The sequence below is a fragment of the Pseudomonas sp. VI4.1 genome, assembly GCF_002029345.1.
Lineage (GTDB): Bacteria > Pseudomonadota > Gammaproteobacteria > Pseudomonadales > Pseudomonadaceae > Aquipseudomonas.
The window spans coordinates 1-22,979 of record NZ_MULM01000157.1 but is presented as its reverse complement, the minus strand read 5'-3'; the positions used below and the strand labels follow the sequence as shown (position 1 = coordinate 22,979).

General features: G+C 58.1%; 18 protein-coding genes and 7 pseudogenes. 8 read left to right on the top strand and 17 right to left on the bottom strand.

The window, feature by feature from the left end:
• Positions 1 to 26: 26 nt before the first annotated feature.
• A complete protein-coding gene (locus tag BZ163_RS16895) occupies positions 27 to 1,562 on the bottom strand; it encodes an arylsulfatase (protein ID WP_256579049.1) in 1,536 nt (511 codons plus the stop codon).
• A 532-nt stretch (positions 1,563 to 2,094) separates the two neighbouring features.
• On the opposite strand from BZ163_RS16895, the gene BZ163_RS16890 reads away from it, so the two are divergent.
• The gene (locus BZ163_RS16890) at positions 2,095 to 2,535 is read left to right on the top strand and encodes a hypothetical protein (protein ID WP_168187376.1); all 441 of its coding nucleotides are present in this window, start codon (positions 2,095 to 2,097) and stop codon (positions 2,533 to 2,535) included.
• A 23-nt stretch (positions 2,536 to 2,558) separates the two neighbouring features.
• On the opposite strand, the pseudogene BZ163_RS16885 reads toward BZ163_RS16890, so the two are convergent.
• Together BZ163_RS16885 and BZ163_RS16880 are read right to left on the bottom strand one after the other, a co-directional pair.
• Positions 2,559 to 2,804, bottom strand: a pseudogene (locus BZ163_RS16885) (hypothetical protein); the annotation flags it as partial.
• Positions 2,805 to 2,815: 11 nt separating this feature from the next.
• Positions 2,816 to 2,956, bottom strand: a pseudogene (locus BZ163_RS16880) (low molecular weight phosphatase family protein); the annotation flags it as partial.
• 341 nt (positions 2,957 to 3,297) lie between these two features.
• Between BZ163_RS16880 and yiaY the strand changes: the two are divergent.
• Positions 3,298 to 4,446, top strand: coding sequence for an L-threonine dehydrogenase (gene yiaY / locus BZ163_RS16875; RefSeq protein WP_128871859.1), 1,149 nt, complete (start codon positions 3,298 to 3,300; stop codon positions 4,444 to 4,446).
• Positions 4,447 to 4,518: 72 nt separating this feature from the next.
• Here yiaY and BZ163_RS35715 read toward each other — a convergent pair whose 3' ends face one another.
• A complete protein-coding gene (locus BZ163_RS35715) occupies positions 4,519 to 4,641 on the bottom strand; it encodes a hypothetical protein (RefSeq protein ID WP_256579053.1) in 123 nt (40 codons plus the stop codon).
• A 91-nt stretch (positions 4,642 to 4,732) separates the two neighbouring features.
• Complete coding sequence (locus BZ163_RS16870) at positions 4,733 to 4,897, bottom strand: DUF2986 domain-containing protein (RefSeq protein WP_128871893.1); 165 nt, start codon at positions 4,895 to 4,897, stop codon at positions 4,733 to 4,735.
• 284 nt (positions 4,898 to 5,181) lie between these two features.
• On the opposite strand from BZ163_RS16870, the gene BZ163_RS16865 reads away from it, so the two are divergent.
• Positions 5,182 to 5,475, top strand: coding sequence for a metal-sensing transcriptional repressor (locus BZ163_RS16865; protein WP_128871858.1), 294 nt, complete (start codon positions 5,182 to 5,184; stop codon positions 5,473 to 5,475).
• A gap of 7 nt (positions 5,476 to 5,482) precedes the next feature.
• Entirely contained in the window at positions 5,483 to 6,433 is a 951-nt protein-coding gene (locus BZ163_RS16860; RefSeq protein ID WP_128871857.1) for a nickel/cobalt efflux protein RcnA, read from the top strand.
• Between the two features lie 468 nt (positions 6,434 to 6,901).
• Here BZ163_RS16860 and BZ163_RS16855 read toward each other — a convergent pair whose 3' ends face one another.
• From BZ163_RS16855 to BZ163_RS16830, 6 genes and pseudogenes are all read right to left on the bottom strand, one after another.
• A complete protein-coding gene (locus BZ163_RS16855; protein WP_128871856.1) occupies positions 6,902 to 8,143 on the bottom strand; it encodes an OprD family porin in 1,242 nt (413 codons plus the stop codon).
• A gap of 156 nt (positions 8,144 to 8,299) precedes the next feature.
• The gene (locus BZ163_RS16850) at positions 8,300 to 10,039 is read right to left on the bottom strand and encodes a biotin carboxylase N-terminal domain-containing protein (protein WP_128871855.1); all 1,740 of its coding nucleotides are present in this window, start codon (positions 10,037 to 10,039) and stop codon (positions 8,300 to 8,302) included.
• Positions 10,036 to 11,654, bottom strand: a pseudogene (locus BZ163_RS16845) (5-oxoprolinase/urea amidolyase family protein). The gene BZ163_RS16850 and the pseudogene BZ163_RS16845 overlap by 4 nt, the downstream one beginning before the upstream one ends.
• A 9-nt stretch (positions 11,655 to 11,663) precedes the next feature.
• Positions 11,664 to 12,470: a putative hydro-lyase gene (locus BZ163_RS16840; protein WP_128871854.1), complete on the bottom strand. Its 807-nt coding sequence runs from the start codon at positions 12,468 to 12,470 to the stop codon at positions 11,664 to 11,666.
• Positions 12,467 to 13,237, bottom strand: a complete 771-nt coding sequence (locus tag BZ163_RS16835) for a LamB/YcsF family protein (protein WP_128871853.1) — start codon at positions 13,235 to 13,237, stop codon at positions 12,467 to 12,469. The genes BZ163_RS16840 and BZ163_RS16835 overlap by 4 nt, the downstream gene beginning before the upstream one ends.
• 28 nt (positions 13,238 to 13,265) lie before the next feature.
• Positions 13,266 to 14,497, bottom strand: a pseudogene (locus BZ163_RS16830) (NRAMP family divalent metal transporter).
• A 270-nt stretch (positions 14,498 to 14,767) separates the two neighbouring features.
• Between BZ163_RS16830 and BZ163_RS16825 the strand changes: the two are divergent.
• The 3 genes from BZ163_RS16825 (at position 14,768) to BZ163_RS16815 (ending at position 19,398) form a co-directional block, all read left to right on the top strand.
• Complete coding sequence (locus BZ163_RS16825; protein ID WP_128871892.1) at positions 14,768 to 15,433, top strand: GntR family transcriptional regulator; 666 nt, start codon at positions 14,768 to 14,770, stop codon at positions 15,431 to 15,433.
• Between the two features lie 110 nt (positions 15,434 to 15,543).
• Entirely contained in the window at positions 15,544 to 16,635 is a 1,092-nt protein-coding gene (locus BZ163_RS16820) for a DUF3616 domain-containing protein (RefSeq protein WP_128871852.1), read from the top strand.
• 180 nt (positions 16,636 to 16,815) lie between these two features.
• On the top strand, positions 16,816 to 19,398 hold the full coding sequence (locus BZ163_RS16815) for an EAL domain-containing protein (protein ID WP_128871851.1): 2,583 nt from the start codon (positions 16,816 to 16,818) through the stop codon (positions 19,396 to 19,398).
• Positions 19,399 to 19,573: 175 nt separating this feature from the next.
• Here the strand turns inward: BZ163_RS16815 and BZ163_RS16810 are convergent, their stop codons facing one another.
• From BZ163_RS16810 to BZ163_RS16800, 4 genes and pseudogenes are all read right to left on the bottom strand, one after another.
• Positions 19,574 to 19,936, bottom strand: coding sequence for a DUF6124 family protein (locus tag BZ163_RS16810; RefSeq protein WP_128871850.1), 363 nt, complete (start codon positions 19,934 to 19,936; stop codon positions 19,574 to 19,576).
• Positions 19,937 to 20,367: 431 nt separating this feature from the next.
• Positions 20,368 to 20,523: pseudogene (locus tag BZ163_RS36445) on the bottom strand (hypothetical protein); the annotation flags it as partial.
• Positions 20,505 to 20,954 (bottom strand): GNAT family N-acetyltransferase, encoded by a 450-nt coding sequence (locus tag BZ163_RS16805; protein ID WP_371916812.1) that lies wholly within the window; start codon positions 20,952 to 20,954, stop codon positions 20,505 to 20,507. The pseudogene BZ163_RS36445 and the gene BZ163_RS16805, both read right to left, overlap by 19 nt.
• A gap of 188 nt (positions 20,955 to 21,142) precedes the next feature.
• Positions 21,143 to 21,502 (bottom strand): DUF2834 domain-containing protein, encoded by a 360-nt coding sequence (locus BZ163_RS16800; protein ID WP_128871848.1) that lies wholly within the window; start codon positions 21,500 to 21,502, stop codon positions 21,143 to 21,145.
• A gap of 210 nt (positions 21,503 to 21,712) precedes the next feature.
• On the opposite strand from BZ163_RS16800, the pseudogene BZ163_RS16795 reads away from it, so the two are divergent.
• A pseudogene (locus BZ163_RS16795) lies at positions 21,713 to 22,054 on the top strand (transcriptional regulator); the annotation flags it as partial.
• Between the two features lie 219 nt (positions 22,055 to 22,273).
• On the opposite strand, the pseudogene BZ163_RS16790 reads toward BZ163_RS16795, so the two are convergent.
• Together BZ163_RS16790 and BZ163_RS16785 are read right to left on the bottom strand one after the other, a co-directional pair.
• Positions 22,274 to 22,840: pseudogene (locus tag BZ163_RS16790) on the bottom strand (glutathione S-transferase family protein); the annotation flags it as partial.
• A gap of 27 nt (positions 22,841 to 22,867) precedes the next feature.
• A partial coding sequence (locus BZ163_RS16785; protein ID WP_143510995.1) for a transposase domain-containing protein occupies positions 22,868 to 22,979 on the bottom strand: 112 nt, incomplete at its 5' end.

Below are 22,979 nucleotides of genomic sequence, written 5' to 3'. Positions count from 1 at the left end.
CTTAGCGTGTCATTGCGTAGACATCATTATTGTTTTCCCGTCGACATATCTTCGATCTGTTTCTGCATCTTCGTCAGGTTGAACGAGCCTGGCGTCTGACTCGGTGGGTAGTCCTTCATGGTCATCAGGAACTTGCCGACCATTTCGGTGATCGGCACGATCGCGTAAACGTGATCGATCCACCAATCGTTGTAGGTGTTGGAGTTGTGCTGGGCTTTCTCGAACGGATCGCGACGCAGGTTGAAGATCAGCGGTGCACGCAGCTCGACGAACGGCTCACGCCAGAGGCTCATGGTTTGTGCGCGGTTTTCCATGAAGACAATCTTCCAGTCCTGGAAGCGAGCGGCGACGATTTCGCCGATGTCATTCACATAAATGAATTCCTTGCGTGCAGACTCTTTTGTCTTGCCAGTGAAGTAATCGAGCTGGTTGTAGCCATCGATGTAGTTCTTGTAGTGACGACCATTAAGGTCTGTGCCTTTGAGCAGCTTTTCCTTGATGTCCGCCACCCCGGCGACGGCTGCAAAAGTTGGTAGCCAGTCTTCGTGCGCAACGATGCCATTAAGCGTGGCGCCCGCCGGGAAATGGCCAGGCCAACGTACAAGCATCGGCACCCGATAGGCGCCTTCCCAGTTGGTGTTCTTTTCACTACGGAAGGGTGTGGTGCCTGCATCAGGCCAGCTGTTGTAGTGCGGACCGTTATCCGTTGAATACTGAACAATGGTGTTGTCGGCGAGTCCGAGGTCGTCGATGACCTTGAGCAGTTCGCCAACTTGCATGTCGTGCTCGACCATGCCGTCGCTGTATTCATCTTGGCCGGAAATACCGCGATGTTCTGCCTTCACATGGGTGCGAAAGTGCATGCGTGTGCCGTTCCACCACACGAAGAACGGCTTGCCGGCTTTGGCTTGAAGCGTAATGAACTCCTTGGCGGCGGCGACGGTTTCGTCATCGATTGTTTCCATGCGTTTCTTGGTGAGTGGGCCGGTATCCTGGATAGTCTGGCCACCTTTGCCATCAGCGAAGCTATGGATCACACCGCGCGGTCCGTATTTCTTCAGGAATGCAGGGTCTTTCGGATAATCCTGGTTCTCTGGTTCCTCTTGTGCGTTCAAATGGTAGAGGTTGCCGAAGAACTCATCGAAGCCATGCATGGTGGGCAAATGCTCGTCCAGGTCACCCTGATGGTTCTTGCCGAATTGGCCAGTGGCGTAGCCCTGGCTCTTGAGGACCGTGGCCATGGTGATGTCGGTCTTCTGCCAGCCTTCCTTAGCACCAGGTAGGCCAACCTTGGTCATTCCGTTGCGGATGGGGACGGAGCCACCGATGAAGGCCGCACGTCCGGCGGTGCAGCTTTGCTGGGCATAGTAGTCGGTGAAGCCCAAGCCTTCTTTGGCGATACGGTCGATGTTAGGCGTCTGGTAACCCATCATCCCGCGGTTGTTATAGCTGATATTTTCTATGCCAATGTCATCCCCCCAAATGACGAGGATGTTGGGTTGACTGGATTGCGCAAAGGCTGTGATCGACGAAAAAAAAATACTGGAGGCGGCGAGCAGCATTACGGTTCGTTTCATGGCGATTTCTCCAGAAGAGCAATTGCACTGAGTACGCTGATTTTTCGTAAATTGTTGCTGCGTAGAATGTGCGTAGTACCGTTGAGTCAACTTTATTTTTCGACATCGCCGGGTTGCCAGTACACATGGATTGCTGCTCAGCCAAGCCATGTAACAGTAGTAGGTAAAAGCAACATCTGTGGTTGCCGATCCTTCCCTCTATTGGCTAGAGGGCCAGGGCTTTTCCTGCTGGATCCGGGCAACGTTTTTCAATCTCGCTTGAGTTTTCACGCTGCCGTTACAGACCGAACTGATTTAAATCAACTAACCGGCTTATATGCGATTAAGAGGCTTCGTGCTTCGCGCTGTATGGGCGCTCTGAATGATCACAGCCGATAGCTGCCCTTGGTGAGAGGTAGAAAACGACCCATTGCAACCCTTCGAGTACTCAGTACCCGCTAATGAGGCCTACAAGCCAAAACCAATCCGTTGTGCCAATATTGAATTTGGACGCAGGTTTTTAAACAAAGGAATAAAAATGGCTGAAATCAGCAAGGTGCCTGCCGGGTTGGCAGAGGAGCTCAAAGTGTTGAGCCAACAGGGGCTCGACTTACTGAGCCTTACTCAGGATCATGCTTCGGTTGATGTGGTTGCGGCGATTACGGAGCGGGTGCGTGATTGCAAAGCGAATGGCACAACGCTGCCCGAGGGCGAAATATTTGCGCTTGGCGCGTTGCTAGGCAGCCAGTACGTAGCAGGTCAAGGCTGGCACTGGGGCGATGTGGTCTGGGATTTTGATGAGACCACTGCCGCTGTCGGAGTGTTGAACCACGACAATTCATTGTTCATCAACCCTATTGGCTGGGTGGCGCAAGTGATGGAGTCTGAGGGCGGCGTTGGCTTCATGCTCAACTACAACATGGTCAGCGCGCACCAGGTTCCGGTATGCGAACCTGATAGCGCCACCGGCCTTTACTGACTGCTTGCTCTGGAGAGCGTGCCGACCCGGTCGTAGTACGCCGAGGGCTTCATCCGGTCAGCCTCGTCGAATTCCATGTAGGCCTTGGGCACCGACGATTGATTGGGGATGGTGACCATGCGCATCCAACGACCCAACACCCGCTCTGCGCCAAAGTGTTGCAAAAGGCGCGCGGCTTCTTCCACCAGCAGGCGGCTGAACGAACGCTCTCGGGTCGAGCCGTAGAGCAGCAGGATGCGCGGCTTGTGTTCACTGGGGCGGGATGCGATCTGCGGCTGAGCATGCTGCGCGGCAGCACTTGCCCCTTGGGAAAGCTCCCGGCGCTCACCGCTTCAAATCCTGGCGGCGCCAGGTGATTGAACGCGGCTTCTGAAAGAATGCTGCGGCAGCTATTGGCCGTGCACATGAACAGGATTCGCATGGAGGACTCCTTTGTGGGTCGGCAGCAAGCAGCGTCGCGAACGGGACGTCCGTCCGCGCCAACGTTGTCGGGGCGCACAGTACTAAAGGAGGAACCAATGAACGCTAAAGGAGCCTTCCAGTCTGGCGCCATGGGGTTAGGCTCGATCCCATGGTCAAAAGATACCGGCTGCGAAGGCCCATTCACCTCTGCATCTTAACCACGGTCTGCCTGAACACTTGATGCAGCACTGCCCCCGCTGAACATCGTCAATGATGACAATCAAACGAGCCTCCCAGCCTGCGATATGAGCAGAAGACCTCACCGGATTTCCGGGTTTCCAGAATAAAAGAGGATTTATCATGAGCAGCACCTTCTTCATTCCATCCGTGAACATGATGGGCATTGGCAGCCTCGACGAAGCAATGCTCGCCATCCGCAAATATGGTTTCCGTAAAGCCCTGATCGTTACTGATGCTGGCCTGGCCAAAGCCGGCGTGGCCGCCAAGGTCGCCAGCCTGCTGGCCCAGCAGGACATCAACTCCACCCTGTTCGATGGCGCCAAACCGAATCCGACGGTCAGCAATGTCGAGAAGGGTCTTGAACTGCTGGGTCGCAGCGACTGTGATTTCATTATTTCCCTGGGCGGCGGTTCACCCCATGACTGTGCCAAGGGCATTGCCCTGTGCGCCGCCAACGGCGGGCACATCAGTGATTACGAAGGCGTGGATCAATCCGCCAAGCCACAGATGCCGTTGATCGCGATCAATACCACCGCCGGCACGGCGAGTGAAATGACCCGTTTCTGCATCATTACCGACGAAGTGCGGCACGTGAAAATGGCCATCGTCGACCGTAACGTCACCCCATTGTTGTCGGTCAACGATCCTTCGCTGATGGCAGGCATGCCCAAGGGCCTGACCGCGGCCACCGGTATGGACGCGCTGACCCACGCGATCGAAGCCTACGTGTCGACGGCGGCAACGCCGATCACCGATGCCTGTGCACTCAAGGCGGTGGAGTTGATCTCGGCCAACCTGCGCACTGCCGTTGCCCAGGGTGACGACATGAGCGCCAGGGAAAACATGGCCTACGCGCAGTTTCTGGCCGGCATGGCCTTCAACAATGCTTCGCTGGGCTACGTCCACGCCATGGCGCACCAACTGGGCGGGTTCTACGACCTGCCTCACGGCGTGTGTAATGCGATCCTGCTGCCCCATGTCGCCAGCTTCAACGCCAGCGTATGCCCGGCCCGGTTCAAAGACATCGCCAACGCAATGGGGGTCGACACCCAGCATCTGGATGCGGAAACAGGCGCCGCCGCGGCCATCGCCGCCATCCGTAAACTGTCGTTGGATGTCGGTATCCCGAGCGGCCTCGCCGAACTGGGCGCCAAGGCCGACGATATCCCGATCCTGGCCACCAATGCGATGAAGGATGCCTGCGGCTTTACCAATCCGCGTCCCGCCAATCAGGACCAGATCGAGCAGATTTTCCAGGCCGCGATGTAACCGCGGTGCAGTGACGCCCGCCAGACAAAAAAGCCCCGCCTTCGATTGAAGTGCGGGGCTTTTTTTGATGCTTCACGCAATCCCGGGAAACACTGATAACGCAATACCTGTAGGAGCCAGCTTGCTGGCGATGGACTCAAGTGCGCCGCGTTTAACCAGATCGCACGCGTTATCGTTAACGAGCATCGCCAGCAAGCCGGCTCCTGCAAGGGACCGTGCCCAAGCTGGAAAATGCAGTGGCCTACAAACCAGTGAACGCCCCCCCCAAAAAGGCTCTTCACGTCGCTCAGCTCTCGGCGGAACCGATTGAGTCAGGACTGGATTCTTCAGCAGCCAGTTTCAATCGGTCAGCTTTACTGATGTATTTATCCTTGCTTGGCGGTGCCAATTTGGCACTGGCCTTTTTGGCGTGAGCCTTTAATAGCTGCTTTATTTTTTTACGACGGTTCATGTTTTTCTGCTCAGCTTGTAAATTTTTCAATGATACCAGCTTGAAATAGTCAGCCAGATCCATAGTTCGATTGAGCCGCGCAGGTCACTGACAACGAACAGGTATGCCCGGCCCAGGCCACAAACATGGCGAGAGCAAGCGCGATTGTCACCGCGGCTGTCAGTGTTCTGCCGAGCATGACGTTCCGGTTTCAAATCGTTTGGCAGGGCTTTGATGAGTTTGACCATATCCCCCCTGGGGGGATAGGATGCAAGCGTAATTCATCGAAGCCTGAGGCTCGAGTCATGAGTGAGCACGAACATAACCATCCCCATACCCACCAAAGTCATGAGGCGATCATCAAGCGTCTCAAACGAGCGGACGGCCATCTACGCGGCATCATCACCATGATCGAAGAAGGCCGTCAGTGCGTGGACATCGCCCAGCAGCTGCATGCGGTTGAAAAAGCGGTGTGCCAAGCCAAGCGCACGCTCATTCAGGATCACATCGATCACTGCCTGGAAGACACCGTCTCGGCCTTGAATAATGGCGAGCGCGCACCACTGGAAGCCTTCAAGCAAATCACCAAGTACCTCTAGGTCTGCCATGCCCGACTTTGCTGATTTACTACAACAAGGCGGGGCTCACGCCTGGCTGTATTTCCCGAGTGCGATCGTGCTCGGTGCCTTGCATGGCCTGGAACCTGGCCATTCAAAAACCATGATGGCAGCCTTTATCGTGGCCATCCGTGGCTCGGTCAAACAGGCCGTATTGTTGGGGCTGGCCGCGACACTGTCGCACACCGCCGTGGTGTGGTTGGTCGCCATCGGCGGTATGTACCTGGGCAAAGGTCTGGACGCTCGAACGACTGAACCGTACTTCCAGCTGGCGTCCTCTGCATTGATCATCGTGATTGCGCTCTGGATGCTGTGGCGCACCTGGCGTGGCGAGCAGATGTTCAAGTTCGAGCAACGTGATGAACACCACCAACACCACCAACACGGCGAGCATGACCACGGTCACCCTGATGAAACCCATCGAATCGATACCGGCCATGGCCGTGTCGAATTGTCGATTTTCAAAGAAGGCGTGCCAGCGCATTGGCGCCTGAAGACATTGACCGGACACGCCCGGGTCGCCGCAGACGTTCACTTGATGACGACTTGTGCTGACGGCTATCAGGATGCGCACGAACGTGCACATGCCAACGATATCCGTAAACGCTTCACCAACCGTGAGGTCACCACGGGCCAGATCGTCATGTTCGGTCTGACGGGCGGACTGATTCCGTGCCCTGCGGCCATAACCGTGTTGCTGCTGTGTCTTCAGGTCAAAGAGGTTGCGCTGGGAGGCATGCTGGTTCTGTGCTTCAGCATCGGCTTGGCGATCACGTTGGTGACGGTAGGAGCTGCTGCGGCCATTGGCGCTGAACAAGCGTCCAATCGCTGGCCATGGCTGGGCACCGTTGCTCGACGCGCGCCCTATCTGTCCAGCGTGTTGATCATCGGCGTTGGTCTCTACGTGGGTTTCCATGGCTGGATCGGCCTGGCCGCATGACGCGGAGTCGAGTGCCGGACAGAGGCTGATCGCGATGTCGTAAGGTACAGCCTGTTTCCCTGCTGCTTGTTTAGCGCAACAGATGCACTGCCAAGCCGACGAGTGCGCAGGCCAGCAGCACCTGGATAACGCCCCGCTTGAAGCAGGCAGCAACATGCAGTAGTTGAGGGCATGCAGAAATCTGCGCTCGGGTATCCAGCGCCGCCGCTCTAACAATTCCTGGTGCATGATCGAGATCTGTCCCGCAGGCCCTAGCCACGGGTGTAGTCGGCATGAAGCTCGCGGCCGGACTGGGAGTGGGTGTCCAGATTTTCGAAGGTGTCATCGTACATCAGGCGCACGTCGGCGGTGAAACGGTGGGGGGCCATGTACAACGGACATTCAACAGCAGGCCGGTGGCGAGGAGCGAAGGGCCTGGAATGCGCGTCAAACTCCTCGCCGTTTTAAATTTGTTGAAGCCCGTCGGCTTTACCAAATGGCCAATGTGTAACTCAGGATCAGCCGTGTTTCATCCAGGTCATTGCCGAAGTTCGATCGGACCGTGGCATTTCGGACCTTGACCCCAAGATTCTTCAGCGAACCGCTTTGGACCACGTAACCGACATCGGTGTTGCGCTCCCACTCCTTCCCCGAATTGCTGCCCGCTACCTGCGCGTTGTCGCCGTTGACGTAACGGGTCATGAAGGTCAGCCCGGGAATACCCAGCGCGGCGAAGTTGTAGTCATAACGCACCTGCCATGAGTGCTCCTCAGCGTTGGCAAAGTCGTTGATCTGCACGAAGTTCACCAGGTACGGGTCGCTATTGGCGATGTACGGGAACGGGTCATCACCGCTCATTCGCTGATAGGCGGCGGTGAATACGCTGGCGCCCAGGGTGTAGGCCACTTGGCCGTTCGCTGCCCGGTTATCGAGAGGGCGGAAATTACCGTCATCGGTACTTTTCGAATAGCGCAGGTCGAACTTCAATGACTGTTGCGCGGCGAGGGGGATTTCATAGACTACTCCGCCAAAGTACTGGCGATAGATGTTTTCCAGATTGCCGTAAAACAGGCTTGTGCTGAGAGATTTATTAAAACTGTAGGTGCCACCGGCAAAACGGAAGTCATCACTGACACCGCCGATGCGGTTACCGGTGAAGTCCTGATAGTTTGAAGAACTGTTGAACTTGATTTGCTGCAGTTTGCCCCCTTGCAGGGCCAATTTGTCGATATCTTTTGAGGTCAGCAGTGCACCTTCGAAGGTGGAAGGCAGCAGGCGCGTGTCATTGCTCGACACCACGGGCGAACGGAAAGCCAGGGAGCCGACCTTCAGTTCGGTGGCAGAGACCTTCGCCTTGGCCGTCAGGCCCAGCTTGGCGTACTCGCTTTGCGAACCGCGGCCGTTCTTCGAGCTGAGGTCAGCCGGCAACAGGCCAGTGCCACCGGACCCGTCACCGCCGTCAAGCTTGAGGCCGAGCATGCCGATGGCGTCGAGGCCGACGCCAACAGTGCCCGGGGTATAACCCGACTCGAAGCGCAATATCGCACCCTGCGCCCACTCTGCCGCAGCGTCACGTTGAGCCGTGGGCGGGCCGTTACGAAAGTCACGATTGAAGTAGAAGTTGCGCAGTTCCACACTTGCCTTGCTGTCGGCAATAAAGTCGGCAGAGGCTATTGATGGAAAAACCAGCGCGCAGGTTCCCGCAATAGCAAAAGCCTTGTTGATTGACATGCTCTTTATGCTCCAGATAAACGGCAGATTTAATGATCAGGTTTTATTGTTTTTTTTTTCATGGAAAATCATATCTACAATTTTCTGCGGGCAGCACGCGGCAACCGGGTTGTTAACCGGTTGCGCGTAATGCCTGCAAAAAGAAAAGCGTTTAAATCAATTGAGGGTCTTGATCCGGCCAATCACGGCGCCGGCTTCAAAATAGTCGCCTGCCTGTTTGGCGATCTGCACCTGACCTTCACAAGGTGCAAGGACCGAAGTTTCCATTTTCATGGCTTCTACCACCGCGATCACTTGCCCGGCACTCACCGACTCGCCGTCTCCGACGACCCAGGTATGCAGATTCCCCGCCACGGGCGTCAGTACCGCCTGCGGATCAGTGACCTCGGAGGGGGCCGTGGTGTCGCTGGCGGTGCCCGCTGCATTCAGGCTGACGCCGCGCAGCAGCGCAGCCGGCAGGCCCAGTTCGTGGCGTTTGCCGTCGATCTCGACGAACGTGCGCAGGATGCCAGGGTCGGCCGATACGGCAGCACGTGGGGCGAGCGTGATCTGTTCGGCGAAATCGGTCTCGATCCAGCGCGTGTGCACGGCGAATTTATCGGCACCGGTGAAGTCGTCATGGTCCATCACGGCCCGGTGGAACGGCAGGACCGAGGCGATGCCTTCAATGTTGAATTCAGCCAGGGCGCGACGGGCGCGGACGATAGCCTGTTCGCGGGTGGCGCCGGTGACGATCAGTTTGGCCATCATCGAATCGAAGGTGCTGGGCACTCGCGAGCCGCTGATCACGCCGCTGTCCAGACGCACACCCGGGCCAGACGGTGGCAGGAAATCGGTGATCTGACCAGGGGTGGGCAGGAAGCCCTTGCCCGGGTCTTCCGCGTTGATGCGAAACTCGAAGCTGTGGCCACGCGGGGTCGGCGTCTCACTGAAGGACAACGGGAAACCGTCGGCGATCCGCAGTTGTTCGATCACCAGATCGACCCCAGTGGTCTCTTCGGTCACCGGGTGCTCGACCTGCAAGCGGGTATTGACCTCGAGGAACGACAGGGTGCCATCCTGGCTGAGCAGGAACTCCACAGTGCCGGCACCGACGTAACCGGCCTTGGCGCAAATATTCTGAGCGGACTGATGAATACGCTGGCGCTGTTCGTCGCTGATAAAGGGCGCAGGCGCTTCCTCCACCAGCTTCTGGTTGCGCCGCTGCAAGGAGCAGTCACGCGTGCCGACGACGACGACCTTGCCGTGTTTGTCGGCGAGGATTTGCGCTTCGATGTGCCGGGGACGGTCGAGGAACTGTTCGACGTAGCATTCGCCACGACCGAAGGCCGCTTGCGCTTCGCGTACGGCGGAGGCGAACAGTTCAGCCACTTCATCCATGCGCCAGGCGACTTTCATCCCGCGTCCGCCGCCGCCAAAGGCCGCCTTGATGGCAATGGGCAGGCCGTGCTGTTCGGCAAAGGCCAGTACTTCGGCAGCGCTTTCGACCGGGCCGGGCGTACCGGCCACCAGCGGCGCACCGACCAGGTGGGCAATTTTTCGCGCCTCGACCTTGTCGCCGAGCACGTCGATGGTCTCCGGGTTGGGACCGACCCAGATCAGCCCGGCCTCGATCACCGCCCGGGCGAAGTCGGCCCTTTCAGCCAGAAAACCATAGCCGGGGTGCACGGCATCGGCGCCGCTGCGTTTGGCGACGGCGATAAGTTTGCCGATATCCAGGTAGGTCTCGGCCGGGGTCTGGCCATTGAGTGAGTAGGCTTCGTCGGCTTGGCGCACGTGCAGGGCGTCGATGTCCGCGTCGGCATAGACCGCGACAGACTGCACGCCATAGTCGCGGCAGGCGCGGGCGATGCGGACGGCAATTTCACCACGGTTGGCAATCAGTAATTTTTTCATGGGAATTTTTTCACGTCGGCAGTTGAAGAGGAGGCTTGCGTAAGGGGTTGAATCTCTTGGAAGCCGTCCAAAGGGTTGAAGCGAATCTGCGCATTGACCGGTATCTGGCCAGCCAGGTCGAGGTGGTAGCTGGCGACTGCGCCGATCACCGGATAACCACCGGTCAACGGGTGATCGGCGAGAAACAGCACCGGTTGGCCGCTGGCCGGAACCTGGATGGCGCCGACGGAAGTGCCTTCGCTGGGCAACTCCTGGTGGTTGCTGCGCTCCAGCGGTGTTTCACCGGCCAGACGAATACCGACGCGGTTGGACTGTGAGGTGACGCGCCAGAGCTGGCTGCTCAGACGCGCGATGGCGTCTTCGGTAAACCAGTCCGTGCGCGGCCCCATGACCACGTCGAGGGTCACGATGTTGGCGGTAGTGGGCAGATCAAAGGCGGGTGCTTCGTTCAGCGATACGCTGGTGCCTGTCGTAAGCGTGGTAAAACCCAGCTGGTCACCGGCCGCGAGAGCAGGGGGGCCGACCTGGGCGAGGGTATCTGTCGACAGACTGCCGAGCACCGGAGCGACCTCAAAGCCGCCGCGAATCGACAAGTAGCTGCGCAACCCTGCCAACGGTGAACCCAGGCTGACCTTGTCACCGGGCTCCAGCTCGATGGGCTGGTAGTTTTCGGCAGACCATTGCAGGCCACTGGCGTTGGTGATGGTGACCGGGGTTTGCGCGCCGGTGACTGCTATTACCGCACGGCCATGACAGATGAAGCTCAGGCCACCGAGTACCGCTTCCACACAGGCCATGTCCGAGGGATTGCCGACCGCGCGGTTGGCGCCCGCAGGGCGCCGAGGTCCAGCGCGCCGGAACGGGATACGCCTTGGCCGGTCTGGCCGGGACGGCCCATGTCCTGCAAGACGCAGTGCAAGCCGGGGGAGATGATTTGCAGATAGGCACCGCTGGGCGCGGCGGCACTTGCCGGCACCGTGGGGGCGGGCAGGCCGCCCGCCGGGAGCGGGCCGGCATCGGTAAAACGCACTTTATAGCCGGGACGCAGCAGGGCCGATTCAGCGCGGTTCAGGTCCCACATCTGCAACGGCGTGACGCCGATGATCTACCACCCACCAGGGCTGGCTTGCGGATAAACACCGCTGAATTCCCCCGCCAGGGCCACCGCACCTGCGGGGATGCGGGTGCGCGGAGTTTGGCGGCGAGGCACCTGGAAACCCGCTCCGCCGGTCAGGTAGGCGAAGCCCGGAGCGAATCCGCAGAAGGCCACGCTGTAGTCATGGGCGGTGTGGCGCTGGACCACCTCGGCGCGGCTGATTCCCAGCAGCGTGGCGACCTCGTCGAGGTCTTCACCATTGTAGTGGACGGGAATTTCCACCCGCGCCTGCTCGATCGCGCGGCGCTGGCTCAGGTCCTGGCCAGCGATACGATTGACGAGCGCCTGCCGCGCAATGGCGCTGGGGCGGAATTGGATCAGCAGGGTTCGTGCGGCAGGAATGATTTCTTCCACGCCCGCAATAGGCTCTGCCGTCAGGGCGTCGAACAATGCCAGGGTCTCGTCCAGGTCGTTCAATTCGACGAGCAGGGCGTCCAGGTTGACCGGTAGAAAACGCACAGCAGACTCCTAGACGTGGTACGTGCTGTCAGGCACATCGGTGATGAACATATGGCCGGGCGAATGGGTGATTGCGAAGGGCACGCCCGAGGCCATGACCGCCGCCTGAGGCGTTACTCCGCACGCCCAGAACACCGGGATCTCTCCCGGCTCGATGCGTACGGCGTCGCCGAAGTCGGGCCGAGCCAGGTCCTGGATGCCAAGCAACGCAGGTTCGCCGATGTGCACCGGGGCGCCATGGACCGAGGGGTAGCGCCCGGAGATACCGCTGGCCTCGGCCACGCGATCGGCGGGGATCGGTCGCATGGACACCACCATGTCACCTTTCAGGCGTCCGGCCGGACGGCAGGCACGGTTGGTCAGGTACATCGGTACGTTGCAGCCATCGGCGATATGCCGCACTTCAATGCCGGCCTCTTGCAAGGCCGTTTCAAAGGTAAAACTGCAGCCGATCAGAAAGGTCACCATGTCGTCGTGTTCGGCCCAGGCTTTGGTGGCGTCGCTGACTTCCTCCACCAGCTTCCCGTCACGCCAGATGCGGTACAGGGGCAGATCAGTGCGCAGATCGGCGCCTTCAGCCAGCAGGGTGCTTGGGCTTCCGGCATCGGTGACGTCAAGGATCGGACACGCTTTCGGGTTGCGTTGGGCATACAGCAGGAAGTCATAGGCCCAGTCACGCGGCAAGGCAATCAGGTTCGCTTGGGTCATGCCCGGTGCGATACCGGCGGTGGGAGTGACCAGACCGCCACGGTAGGCGGCGCGTGCCTCACGGCCAGCGGCGATGGCCCGCTGACGAGCGCGATCAAGGGCGTTCATCGACGACCTCCGGCAAAGGGCTGCAAGGACATGTTGGCCTGTTCCAGCACGCGGCGCAGCTCGCGGGCCATTTCCACCGCTGCCGGGCTGTCGCCATGCACACAGATCGAGTCGGCCTGGATTCTGGTCAGGCTGCCATCGATCGCTTCGATGGTGCCGTCTTCAACGAGGCGCAGCATACGTTGGGCGACGAGCTTGGGATCGTGCAGTACGGCGCCGGGTTCGCGGCGCGAGACTAGGGTGCCCTGCGGCGTATAGGCACGGTCAGCGAACGCTTCGGCGATACACTGCAAACCCTCGTTACGGGCCAGTTCAATCAGGCTTGAGCCGGCCAAGGCCACCAAGATGAGGTTGGCGTCGATCGCGCGGATGGCTGCGATCACGGCCAGCGCCTGACGGCGATCGTGAGCAATGGTGTTGTACAAGGCGCCATGGGGCTTCACATAGCGCACGCAGGTGCCGGCGGCCTTGGCCAGGCCCTGCAGCGCGCCGATCTGGTAGATCACATCGGCCGTCAGCTCATCGCTGGCCACGTCCATGTTGCGTCGGCCAAAGCCCACCTTGTCCGGGTAAGCGACATGGGCACCAATGGTGACGTTTTTGGCCGCCGCCGCTTTCAGTGTCCGCAGGATACCGGCCGGGTCGCCCGCGTGAAAACCGCAGGCGACATTGGCGCTGGTCACGACATCCAGCATCGCGGCATCGTCGCCCATGCTCCAGGCGCCAAAGCTTTCGCCCAAATCGCTATTGATATCTATCGTTGGCATTGAGGTGACTCCTTGTTCGTAATCGGGCTTAGGCGACGTTGAGGAAGGCAAAGATCGGCCCGACGGAATTGATTGCCATGTACCAGGTCAGCAGGCAGGTCAGGGCGCCCAGCACCAGCAACCAGCGCGGGTAATGGTAACCGTCCATGAGGTCGGACCGGCGCCAGCCGACGTAGATGAAGATGCTCAGGCCGATTGGCAGGATCAGGCCGTTGAAACCGCCCGCGAACAGCAGCAGTGCGGCAGGCGCAGTCCCCATCACGACAAAGATCAGCAGCGACAGGGCGATGAACACGGTGGTGGCGCGGTTGCGACCCTGCTCGGTGATGTTCGGCTTGAACACGGTGATAAAGGAAATCGAGGTGTAAGCGGCGCCGATCACGCTGGTGATACTGGCGGCCCAGAGGATGAGACCGAAGACGCGCAGGCCGATCTGCCCGGCCGCTGCCTGGAAGGCTTGTGCGGCCGGATTGGCGCCCTGGCCCGAGGTGTCGATGATTACGCCGCTGGCAACAACGCCGAGGATGGCGAGGAACAGGATGTAGCGCATGAGACCGGTGACCAGGATGCCGCTCAGGGCCGCCTTGGTCACTGCCTCGAGGTTTTCGACCCCGGTAGTACCGCGGTCAGCAGTTTGTGAGCCCCCGCATAGGTGATGTAACCGCCGACCGTGCCGCCGACAATGGTGGTAATGGTGGCGAAGTTGATCTGGTCCGGAAGAACGGTCTGGTAAAGGGCTTCACCCAGTGGCGGGTTAGAGGCAAAGGCCACGAACAGCGTCATGCCGATCATCACCAGGCCCAGCACGACGATCAGCCGGTCGACGGCCAATCCGGCGCGGTGCGAGAGGAAGATGCCGATGGCCAGCAGGGCGCTCAGACTGCCGCCCCATTTGGCATCAAGCCCCATCAGCGCGTTCAGGCCCAGCCCGGCACCGGCGATGTTGCCGACGTTGAACACCAGCCCGCCGAAGATCACCAGCACCGCTAGCACGTAACCACTGCCTGGAATCGCTTTGTTGGCCAGATCCGAGGCACGCATTCGGGTCAGGGAGACGATACGCCAGACGTTAAGTTGAACCACGAAGTCGATCAGAATCGACGCCAGGATACCGAACGCAAATGCCGCACCCATCTTGGCCGTGAACGTGGCGGTCTGGGTGATGAAGCCAGGGCCGATGGCAGACGTCGCCATCATGAAAATGGCGGCGATCAGGGAAGAGCGTCGCGCCTTTGTAAAATCTTGAGCGGTCTGTGTCACGGCTGTGTGTGTCACGGCATCATTCCTACGGTTGGAGATGGGTTTGACTGAGCAATGAGCGTGCCAAGATTCAATCATTGGGCTGGAAGTGTTGATGCATGGCTATTTGATTGTTGAACAATCCATGCGTCATGGGTCCACAATACGCACCAGTTTGTAACCTTATCACTCCTGCGTGTTACTTAATGATGCACACGGCACCCTTGCTCCTTGCCATGCGCGGAGCTCTGATGGAACATCAAAATGACTTTTTCTGACTCTGGATCGCATATGAACGACGTTTCACCTGCCCTTCCTCGCTCGCTGGGAGAATCCATTACCCAGAAGGTCCGCAGAATGCTGGTCGAAGGTGAATTGGCTCCGGGCCAGCGGCTGTCGGAAGCGGCCCTGGCCGAAACCCTGCAGATTTCCCGCAACACCTTGAGAGAAGCGTTCCGGGTCCTGACCCGTGAGGGGTTGCTCAAGCATGAGCCCAATCGAGGGGTGACCGTCGCGGAACCGGATATGGCGTCGATCATTGACATCTATCGCGTACGCCGCTTTATCGAATGCAAGGCGATCGCCCAAGGGTACCCGCTGCATCCGGGAACACTGCATATGCGTGAAGCAGTGGAGGTCGGCGTACGAGCGCGTGAAGCCAAGGACTGGAGGGCAGTCGGCACCGCGAACATGATGTTCCACAAGGCGATCGTCGAGTTGGCCGATAGCCCGAGATTGGTGGTGTTCTATGGGCAGATATCGGCCGAACTGCGGTTGGCCTTCGGCCTGCTCAATGATCCCGAATTCCTGCATATGCCTTTCATCGACATGAACGCTTCAATCCTGCGCTGTATCGAAGAAGGGCGACCAGAGGAAGCAACCCAGATGCTCGAAGCCTATCTGGTGCAATCGGAGCGCACCGTTCTGGCAGCCTACGAGCGCAGTAGGAATCGATAGCAGCCGAGGAGCGCTACGCACTCTTCAGAAACTGAAGTCAAACCGGTACATCGCAGAAAATCTGCTTCTGAAAGACCGGCGCACCACGCCATAAAAACAGGAGACCGCCCATGAGCGACCGAAGCAATGCAGCGATATTGAGCTTTGATCCGGCGTTTGCGTCGTTGCGCGATGGCCTTTCGGTCGCTCAGCAGATTGGTGACACACTGTGGGTGGCCAACGACGAAACCACGAGCCTGGAACGTCTGAACATCCAGGATGCTGCGCCCGGCGACATCGTAAGGTGCGATGAGCACCAATCGTTTCAGCTCCTGGAGTATCTGGATCTGCCCCTGCCGAAGCAAGACGCCGAGATCGATATCGAGGGCTTGGCCTATGCCGATGACAGTGGTTACCTCTGGGTGGTGGGCTCTCATAGTCTGAAGCGAAAGAGCGCCGAGGCCGGCACTTCTGCAAAGAAAAATATCAAGCGCCTGTCGACGGTAGAGGCGGACGGCAATCGCTTTCTGCTGGCCCGCATCCCTGTGGTACAGCAGAACGACGGCTATGCACTCGCCAGGAAGGTCGACGCCGATGGACGTACGGCGGCGCAGCTGCGTGGCAGCGAGGTCGGTAACGACCTGACCACGGCAATCGCTGAAGATCCTCAGCTGCGCGACTTCCTGAGTATCCCGGGTAAAGACAACGGCTTCGATATCGAAGGGTTGGCGGTGATCGGCTCGCGCCTTCTGTTGGGGCTGCGTGGCCCGGTCCTTCGCGGCTGGGCTGTGCTGCTGGAGATCGAGCCCGAGCCGAACGACGACTCGACTGACACGCTGGTGCTCAAGAAGATCGGTCCGGATGGCCGCCGCTACCGCAAGCACTTCTTCGCGCTGAATGGCCTGGGCTTTCGTGACCTGTGCACCAGCGGTGACGACCTGCTGATCCTGGCGGGTCCCACCATGGACCTGGACGGTCCGGTAACGATCTTGCGCTGGCGTGGCGGTTTCGCGTCCGACAAGGAAAGCGTGGTCTTTACGGATCAATTGGAGAAGGTGCTGGAGGTGCCTTACGGGCAAGGCAACGATCACGCTGAGGCCATGTGTCTGTTCGAAACGGGTGAGCAGCCTGGGGAGGTTTTGCTGATCCTCTACGACTCCGCGGCGCAGAGTCGTAAACACGGCGATACGGATGTGGAAGGGGACCTGTTCATCCTGAATTAGCCCCCCCTTCAGGCATGTCGCAGGCTCACTGGAGCAGCTGTGCGACCACTTCGTTCGGACGCAAGTCACGCGGGGGCCTTGGCAGGCCAGCCTGGCGCGACGTACGGACGCTCACTATTTCCCGTCGATGGCCGATACCCAGATATGCAAATGACTGGCCTCGACGACTAGCGGGAACTTATGCCTAACGATCTCCCCCCTATCCTTTTTTCTCCAACCAATCGCTCAAGCGTGGCCCTGACCCGCGCTTCGCTGTTCAAGTTTGTGGGTCTTTTGGCCGGGGTGTTCTTACTCGCCTGCTGTTCACTGGTTTATGTTGCGCACAATCTGGATCAAGCGAAGGAGGTCGACAGCGCGTTCTACACGAAGAAAGCCGTGGAATCCTTGGAAAAATCCCTGCGCTCGACCGTCAAGGACTATGCATTTTGGGGGGATGCCTACAAGCACTTGCATAGTGAGGTAGACGCGGACTGGGCGTACGTACGACAAAATGTCGGGCCGACACTTTTCACCGACTTTGGATTTCAGGGCGTGTTTGTCGTCAACGATGTCAACCGCACCGTTTACTCCGTGGTCAAGGGTGAGAGGGCATCAGTTGAAGTCGAACAATGGCTCGAGCAGTCCATCGACGGGATTCTCGAAAAGGCCCGGGAGGGCGCGGAAACCGAAACGCCGACGACTACCTTCATCAATGTTGGAGGAGTACCCGCCCTGGTCGCTGCCGCTGCGATTACGCCGGGAACCGATCCGACGGTCATGGCGGATGACAGGTCGGCATCGGTGTTGATTTTCGTCGACATTCTGGACAGCGCCAAGCTCGCAACGATAGGCCGGGATTTTGGGGTAGATGGCCTGCACATGGCCACTCCTGACGAAATTCCCCTGGTGTCTGTTTACCCCTTGGGCGACACCGGTGCAGCAGGCAGTTTGCACTGGAGTCCGCACAGACCGGGTCTGCAATTATTGGCGCTGGGGTTGCCCCTGGTGGGCATCGCTGCGCTGTTGGTGTGCCTGATGACGTGGGTGATCTTGCGTCGTACGACCGCCGCCGCGCAGGCGCTGGACGCCAGCTATTCATCGCTGCGAAGCAGTCAGGCCGACCTCGCCACCAGTGAGGCGCGCTTTCGCGATGTTGTCGAGGCCAGCTCGGATTGGGTATGGGAAATGGATGGAAGCTGGTGCTTCACTTATCTATCCGAGCGGTTTGAAGCTGTCACGGGCCTTTCCAGGGAGGCATGGATTGGTGCGGCGATGGATGCTCTGCTGCGCACGGAACTCGGCACATTATCGCAGTGGCTCAGTATTCCAAACCGTCGTCCGGATATCAGTGTCCAGTGTCGCTACGTCGATACAAACGGCCAGGAACGAATCACCCGTCTTTCGGCGAGAGCAATGGCCAGAGGAGGATTCCGGGGCACCGCAACCGACGTCACGGAGGAGGTTGAAGCCCGGCGGCGAATCGAATTCCTTTCCCAACATGATGCCCTGACCGGACTTCCCAACCGGACACGACTACAGGAGTTTCTTGATGGCAAGCTCAAAGCCATGCCGACAGTAGAGCAACCCTTGGTCATGCTCAGCCTGGACCTGGATCGATTCAAGCCAGTGAATGACCTCTTAGGGCATGCTGCAGGTGATCTGGTGCTTAACCAGGTGTCGAGCCGCCTGGCGGATTGTGTTCGCCACGGAGATCTTGTCGCCCGGGTTGGGGGGGACGAGTTTGTACTGATACTCACCGATGTCAGTTCCCAGGAGGAAGTCGAGGCGCTGTGTCGCCGTCTCATCGAGACCATCGAGCAGCCGATACAGATCAATGAACAAGAAGTGTTTGTCAGCGCCAGTATCGGCATCGCCATGGCGCCCAATGACGCTTGCGAGGCGACCGAGCTGCTACGTTATGCCGATATCGCGTTGTACGAAGCCAAGGCTGGAGGTCGCAATACCTGGCGATTCTATGCGGGGGACATGAACGCCCGGATCATTGAGCGGCGTCGTCTGGAAAGCGATCTGCGTTTCGCGATCAAGCACGGAGAACTTCGACTGCATTTCCAACCGCGTTACCGTATCTCGGACGGGCAGATGGTCGGTGCCGAAGCGTTGGTACGGTGGCAACATCCTGAGCGCGGTCTGATACCTCCCGATACGTTCATCCCCATTGCTGAAGAGTCCGGGCTGATTCTGTCCTTGAGTGACTGGGTCATCAACACCGCCTGCCATTGCGCCGCCCGGTGGCCGGAACATTTGTTTGTATCAGTCAATCTTTCACCTAGCGAATTCAAGCGAGGCAATCTGATAGAGCGCGTGCAGAAAGCACTGCACCACTCGGGAATCGCGCCTGCCCGGGTAGAGTTGGAGATTACTGAAAACGTCATGCTCGAAGATGCCCCCGGCGCGCTGGAGCTGATGCGGACATTGAAGCGTCTTGGCGTGCGCATCGCCATGGATGACTTCGGCACGGGGTATTCTTCACTGAGTTATTTGCGTAGCTTTCCCTTCGATGGCCTGAAGATAGACCGCAGCTTTCTGAACAACCTGGTTGAAAGTGATGATGAGTCCATCATCCAGGCGATTGTGGGCCTGGGCCGCGCGTTATCACTCACTGTTACGGCAGAAGGCATTGAAACCGCCGAACACTTGAGGTTGCTGCAAGCGGTGTCGTGCGATGAAGGCCAAGGCTTTTTACTAAGTCGGCCACTTGATGGTGACGCCTTTAACTTGTTGGTGAAGGCCAGGAAAAATATAGACATCAAGAGCAGGGTTTGAAGGGAATCCAGCATTGTCCCTTACGAAGATGTCGGGTAAGCAGCCCATAGGGTAGGGGGGGCATGATGGTTCGATAGCGCCGTGGCTGGGTTGGTTCGTAGAGTGAGCCTCCGCTGAAATGCGGTCCCTAATGAAAAGGGACCGCTGCATAGCCCGCATCGCAGACGCGTTTGCCTCAAGCGGGTGGATCGATCTGATCCAGCATCCGGTTCGCCGTGATTTCCGCGAGCATGATGCTGTTGGAAATGCCCAGCAGGGCATTGCGCGATCCGCCGTCCAGATGATCCACCAGGTGATGAACCATTACATCGACCGAGGCTAGTGTTTCGACCAGATAAACCGCGAGGGTTTCGGTCGTGGCGTGCGGGTCGACGGTGAACAGGGTGCTGGGCGTGCGTGGGGTGGCTTTGATGTCGGCTGTCGAGGGGCCGTGGGAGTCGAGGGCGCGTTCGGGGACTTCGTTGGGTTTGTTTGAATCGGGGCTTTCGTAGAGAGATGCCGGATCGGCTTCTGGCGGATTGGGTGAAGGCTTAATCATCTTTGTACGCTCCAAAACATGGAGCCGTCACCAAGTCGCTGCTAAACGAATGGTGGCAGCTGTGTGCAGGTTAGCAGACCGGCGGAGACGATTCCGGCGCGCCCGAGGGCGCCCTGCGCACAGCTACCATAAAGTGCAGGCATGAAATGACCTGACTGCAGGATGCAAATGCGCTTCGTCACGACGGGCTGCTAAACCCGATCACTGATGGGCAGTGACGGGAATCAAGTTACCGAGCGGGGCGGGGGCGCACAAGCCGGCGGATTCTGGCGTACCCGTAGGCAACGGCGCAAGGTTTTGTAGCTTTCAGGACGTAAGCCGTAGGACGCTTAAACATGCGCCTTTCGTGGATGTTTAATTTGCTTGATCGAACAACGCGACGTCATGACCAACCTTGGTGTTTGAACTCCAGTAACGAAGTAACGCCAGGAGAGTTCATCGGCGAAAACGTCGACTACACGCACTGGATTGGTATCGCTAACGTAGTCGTCGAGGCTTTCGGGAACCAAAGTGCTCTGGCCACGATGTTCACCTCAGATGAAGCGCTTCGTAGATGAGTTCGCCCTGGTTACGTGGCATCGACTAATGACTTCACATGAGTAGCAAACTCATCCTTTATCTCTAGGAACCCGCAGCTAAGGTAAAATGCGGCTCCCTCCGGTGTATCCGTGGACAGGCGTACGACACGGAATCGTTGAGCCGCATATTCCAAAAGCTGCTGCACCAGGACTTTACCCACATTCTGACCCCTTGATGCACGCGCGACGTATACCCTCCGTAGCCTCCCGATGTCCGACCCAGCATGTGGATCATATGAAAGACCACCGATGGCGATCAGTTGCCCGTTGCGGAAGGCTCCAAAAAGGCATTCACCTGGTTGATCGAATCGATTTGACCCGTTTTTCCAATCTGCAACCAAGCGCGTGAGAAACCTCAAACCTTCTGTAACTGCTTCCGCTTCAAGTACCAGGATTTCCGGAGGAAGCGCTGAGATCTGACGTATCGCCAGTTCGCCCATTGTCGTAACCACTAGATATCCCCGTGTTCGTTTTGGCACCCTGACTCGCCTGCCGACGCAGCGGGCGAGTGAGATTACGGAGTTGCTGCCGCATCGATGGGCGCCCATTCAATCACGTAAGGCGTGTTGGCAGGACACCTGGAAACAAAGGAATTGCCAAACGCCAACGGACTTCCTCCTCATTCCTGTTAGTCGAGATTGCGCGAAATATTGATGCTGTAACCGGTGGTATCCGTAGGCAGCTTCTTCTTGGCGAATCCGTTGATAACGAGGTAAAGCAATGGGCCAATCGATACGAAGACTGCCGTTATCAGAAAGTAAGGCACAAGAGAGACCGCAGATCGGCCTTTGGAACGAGCGTCCCGATACATCCAGATGCAGGCGAGGACGCCGAGCAGGTAAAGGTCAATAACTACTTGGGCAGTGTCCGGGCTGGATATTAACTCCAGGCCGAAGTCGATGAGCGATTGATCGGAAACGAGCATGGTACCCGCCGTATACGAGGAAAAAATCACCAATGTGGCGAGTGAGAGGTAGGGTCTTTTCATTTGTCCTCCTTGAGCAAGAAGCGATGATCAACGCTGACAAGGTAGTGATATTGTCACGACGAGATCAATGACCTCACAGGTCATGGACTCAGCCAATTCGCGCCGTCAGAGTCTAACAATGAGCCCCCGACCTTTTCCTCGAACGACACCCTCCATCACTGCAAGTGAGCAGTTGCGTCAACTGCGACGTCAGGCAAAATTGAGCCAACTCGACCTGGAGGGTTGGGCGATCATCTTAACAATGTCGAGGAAATCAGATTGATTGCTTGGCAAAGGGCAGCGAGAGAGGCCTTGAGCAACCCGGGGCTCGCTACGCTTCTGAAAAGCCTCCCCACGCCTCAAGAGGCTTCCACGTTGACTAACGAACTGCCTCCGTTGGTGCTGACGCGGCTCGACTCGAGGCACGGGGAACTGAAATTCATGTCAACTTTTACAACATTTGGCATGCCTCTCGACATTACGATGGAGTCGCTGCGTATCGAGCATCTGATTCCTGCCGACGCGAAAACCTGGGAAGTCATGGCCCGAGCCTATGGACAATTGAAATGCTGATGCGGTCGATAGCTGGCCTTCGAGAGAGGCCGCTTTCGACCCAAAGCAGTCATTCGATCATGCGATTGCAGTGCGATGTCATGCCATTCAATGCACCGTCAGAGCACCTTACTGATGGACGACTCTCCGATCAGTTTTATGGCGGTTTATCTGCGAGCATGCAGGCACTGATACGTGCGTGAATGCTGTAGGTGAGGGAAGGTTAAACGTGGCAGCTTCCTAGTCGTCCTTACCTATGAGCGGAGCATGTACCGTGGATACACCTTGCTGGAGTGCCCCAGTCTCCTGCGCTATCCATGCCTTAGTAAACGATTCCCGAGCGCGAAGCCGCTCCCAATAGAGCCTGATGTTCTCCGGGAATTTTTCGCTCAGCCCAATGAAATCCGCGAGCATCAATGCATAACCAACGGAGATATCTGCCACGGTAAATCGGTTCTGGCAGAGAAAATCCTGTCCTTTCAGTGCAATCTCAATCGCCCTTAGTCTTCCCAAAAACCAACGTGAGTAGTCTTCGACCGCTTGTGGCAAGCGCCTTTGTGGTTCTTCAAACTGCCCGTAGCGCAGGATAAGAGTTTGAGGAAATGTCAGCGTTGCTTCACCGTAGTGAAGCCAGTTCAGATAGCTCGGGTAGTCAGGTTCATCGGGCAAAACTTCGAGCGGAGTGGGGCCGTAACGGTTCGCCAGATATTCGCAGATTGCGGCTGATTCGGTCATCAACACATCATCAACAATGACTGCCGGAACCGTGCCGATTGGGTTGATATCCAGGAAATGACGTGCATGAACTCGCGGCGGAAAGTAAGCGAACGGGCATTACAGGTTGCGTAACGGCAGCCAGTTATGCGGCAACAACCCGGCGATCTCACTGGCGCGCTGGGTCGGCAGCCGCATCAGCACATCCTTGAGATAAGCATACGGATCATGC

Coding starts and splice junctions, on each gene's coding strand:
- BZ163_RS16825 (WP_128871892.1), top strand. CDS start 14,768: ATGAACGACGTTTCACCTGCCCTTCCTCGCTCGCTGGGAGAATCCATT.
- BZ163_RS16855 (WP_128871856.1), bottom strand. CDS start 8,143: ATGTCAATCAACAAGGCTTTTGCTATTGCGGGAACCTGCGCGCTGGTT.
- BZ163_RS16835 (WP_128871853.1), bottom strand. CDS start 13,237: ATGCCAACGATAGATATCAATAGCGATTTGGGCGAAAGCTTTGGCGCC.
- BZ163_RS16840 (WP_128871854.1), bottom strand. CDS start 12,470: ATGAACGCCCTTGATCGCGCTCGTCAGCGGGCCATCGCCGCTGGCCGT.
- BZ163_RS16865 (WP_128871858.1), top strand. CDS start 5,182: ATGAGTGAGCACGAACATAACCATCCCCATACCCACCAAAGTCATGAG.
- BZ163_RS16860 (WP_128871857.1), top strand. CDS start 5,483: ATGCCCGACTTTGCTGATTTACTACAACAAGGCGGGGCTCACGCCTGG.
- BZ163_RS16870 (WP_128871893.1), bottom strand. CDS start 4,897: ATGAACCGTCGTAAAAAAATAAAGCAGCTATTAAAGGCTCACGCCAAA.
- BZ163_RS16815 (WP_128871851.1), top strand. CDS start 16,816: ATGCCTAACGATCTCCCCCCTATCCTTTTTTCTCCAACCAATCGCTCA.
- BZ163_RS16810 (WP_128871850.1), bottom strand. CDS start 19,936: ATGATTAAGCCTTCACCCAATCCGCCAGAAGCCGATCCGGCATCTCTC.
- BZ163_RS16850 (WP_128871855.1), bottom strand. CDS start 10,039: ATGAAAAAATTACTGATTGCCAACCGTGGTGAAATTGCCGTCCGCATC.
- yiaY (WP_128871859.1), top strand. CDS start 3,298: ATGAGCAGCACCTTCTTCATTCCATCCGTGAACATGATGGGCATTGGC.
- BZ163_RS16820 (WP_128871852.1), top strand. CDS start 15,544: ATGAGCGACCGAAGCAATGCAGCGATATTGAGCTTTGATCCGGCGTTT.
- BZ163_RS16895 (WP_256579049.1), bottom strand. CDS start 1,562: ATGCTGCTCGCCGCCTCCAGTATTTTTTTTTCGTCGATCACAGCCTTT.
- BZ163_RS16805 (WP_371916812.1), bottom strand. CDS start 20,954: ATGGGCGAACTGGCGATACGTCAGATCTCAGCGCTTCCTCCGGAAATC.
- BZ163_RS16890 (WP_168187376.1), top strand. CDS start 2,095: ATGGCTGAAATCAGCAAGGTGCCTGCCGGGTTGGCAGAGGAGCTCAAA.
- BZ163_RS16800 (WP_128871848.1), bottom strand. CDS start 21,502: ATGAAAAGACCCTACCTCTCACTCGCCACATTGGTGATTTTTTCCTCG.